Annotated in this window: 2 protein-coding genes; one reads left to right on the top strand and one right to left on the bottom strand. The window is 42.7% G+C overall.

Annotated features, from left to right (window positions below):
- The first annotated feature begins 132 nt into the window (after positions 1-132).
- Positions 133-927 (top strand): DUF2993 domain-containing protein, encoded by a 795-nt coding sequence (locus FJR08_RS17650; protein ID WP_015081116.1) that lies wholly within the window; start codon positions 133-135, stop codon positions 925-927.
- A 232-nt stretch (positions 928-1,159) separates the two neighbouring features.
- Here FJR08_RS17650 and FJR08_RS17645 read toward each other — a convergent pair whose 3' ends face one another.
- Positions 1,160-2,551, bottom strand: a complete 1,392-nt coding sequence (locus FJR08_RS17645) for a UDP-glucose/GDP-mannose dehydrogenase family protein (RefSeq protein ID WP_148761031.1) — start codon at positions 2,549-2,551, stop codon at positions 1,160-1,162.
- Between the last annotated feature and the right edge of the window lie 21 nt (positions 2,552-2,572).

Below are 2,572 nucleotides of genomic sequence, written 5' to 3'. Positions count from 1 at the left end.
ACAACGGACAACTGACAATCAACCATCAGTTATCCTGTTCTAAGTCATTAGTAGATTAAATCAGGGGATCGCTTGCATAATTGTTCACAATTTGTTACAAAAATATAAAGAACTTCTAGAGACTAAAACCTAATGTTCGGCGGACTTACTGGTTTAACAGATACCAAAAGCACCGATTGGGGAGAGCGAATGCTCAACACAGTCGCCAGCCAAACGATTCGCCACCTGTTTACCCAAAGCGAGTCGGTAGAAGTCTTTGTGCGCTGCTATCCCTCCAGCAAACTGTTGCAAGGCAGCATTGATAGCTTTAAAATGAACGGTCGCGGCTTAGTAATTCGCAAAGATTTCGCAGTTGAGGAAATGTCCTTTGAAACCGACGCTGTAGCCATTGACTTCGGCTCGGTTTTAAGTGGCAAACTTACTCTCAAACAACCCACCCAAGCAGTAGCCCAGGTGATTTTATCAGAAGTAGGCATTAATCGAGCTTTTGAGTCGGAATTGGTGAAAAAGCGGCTGCTGAACCTTTCTGAACCCACTTTGATCGAAATATCTGGTGGTGAACCAGTTTCTTTTACCGAAGTTGAAGTCAAGTTATTACCTGAAAATCGCTTGCATTTGGTAGCTAAAGCCGATTTAAACAACGGTGAACTCATACCCCTAAGTATGACCATTGGTGTCGGAATTGAAAGAAGAAGGCGGGTTTCTTTCAAAGAACCTAAGATTGAACTTGAGGGAGTTCCAGAAGCACAAAGAGAAATTTCCCAGACTTTAAGTCTGGCATTGGTAGAAATTTTGGATAATATGGTTGATTTAGATCGCTTTGATTTAGATGGGGTAAAAATGCGACTAAATCGTTTAGAAACAGAAGGTCAAAGATTGATTTTTAGTGGTTATGCGGAAATAGAAAGAATTCCTCACAGTTCTTAAAATTGAGAAAAAATTAACGCCGCCTAGTTGACTCTGGGCGGCATTTTAATTTTTATAGGAGTCAGGAGTCAGGAGTCAGGAGTCAGGAGTCAGGAGTCAGGAGTATGGCTAACGCCACGCTTTGCTATCAGGAGTTCAGGATAAGAAAGAAGAAAGAAGAAAGAAGAAAATTTCTCCCCAACCTCCCCAACCTCCCCAACCTCCCCAACCTCCCCAACCTCCCCAACCTCCCCTACCTCCCCACGCCCACGTATTGGAATCCAGCTTTTACCATTGCTTGGGGGTTAAGGAAATTACGACCATCAATCATAACGGCGTGGTTCATTAATTTTGCCATTTTCCCATAGTCCAAAGTGCTGAACTGTTGCCATTCGGTGACAAGTACCAAAGCATCACAGCCATCTGCTAGTCTTTCCGCATCGGTTTCTACTAACACACCAGAAAGACCATGACGCATTCCTGTTTGGGAAATAATGGGGTCATAAGCCTTGACTTTAGCTCCCAATCGGTTGAGTTGTTCAATCAAGATTAGTGCCGGTGCGTCCCGTAAATCGTCTGTATCTGGTTTGAAGGTTAAACCGAGTAGTCCGACAGTTTTACCTTTGAGGATTTTTAAAGCCTGTTGCAGTTTTTCTAGGGCAATTAAGCGTTGGCGTTCGTTAACACTGACAGCGGCTTTCATGAGTTGGGCTTCATAGCCATAATCATCAGCGGTGTGAATCAGGGCAGAAACATCTTTGGGAAAACATGAACCACCCCAACCAATGCCAGCTTGTAAGAACTTGCTACCAATACGGGAATCTAAACCGATGCCTTTTGCTACTTGGGTAACATCCGCACCCACGCGATCGCATATATTAGCAACTTCATTAATAAAACTAATCTTGGTGGCTAAAAAGGCATTAGCGGCATATTTAATCATTTCTGCCGAACTTAAATCTGTTACCAAAACTGGAACAGGAGGCAAAGATTTATCAGCCGCAAATTTGCGTTCGACAATTGGCGCATATAGTTCTTTCATCATGCCAGTGGCTTGTTGACTATTGCCACCTAAGACAATCCGATCAGGGTTAAATGTATCATGAACTGCTGAACCTTCCCGGAGAAATTCTGGATTACTGACGACATCAAAATCATTAGCAATCTTCGATAATTTATCATCACTAGCTGTATCACCAGATACCAGCAATGTTTTTTGACGTTCAGCAATCCCGTCTAAAACAATCATTCTTACCCAGTCACCAGAACCAATGGGGACAGTAGATTTGTTGACAATTACCTTATAGCCACCTTGAAGATTTTCGCCAATGCCACGAGCCACGGCTTCTACATATCGGGTATCACTTTCACCATTGGGTAAAGGAGGAGTTCCCACGGCAATAAACAGGATTTCTCCATGATTAACACCAGCCGCGAGATCACTAGAAAATTGAATATTGCCACTACTAATGGCAGACTGCATAATTTCCGAGAGTCCTGGCTCGAAAATCGGCGACTGCCCAGACTTCATTAATTTTACTTTTTCTTCGTTATTATCTATGCAAATTACATCATGGCCAATATGAGCCAAACAAGCACCTGTTACTAAACCAACATAACCAGTACCAATTACGCAAACACGCATTTTTAAAACCCCGTTTTTTAT

The organism is Dolichospermum sp. UHCC 0260 (genome assembly GCF_009711985.1).
GTDB lineage: Bacteria > Cyanobacteriota > Cyanobacteriia > Cyanobacteriales > Nostocaceae > Dolichospermum > Dolichospermum lemmermannii.
Note: the sequence above shows the minus strand (reverse complement) of the source record. Positions and strands in the feature narration are given on the sequence as shown.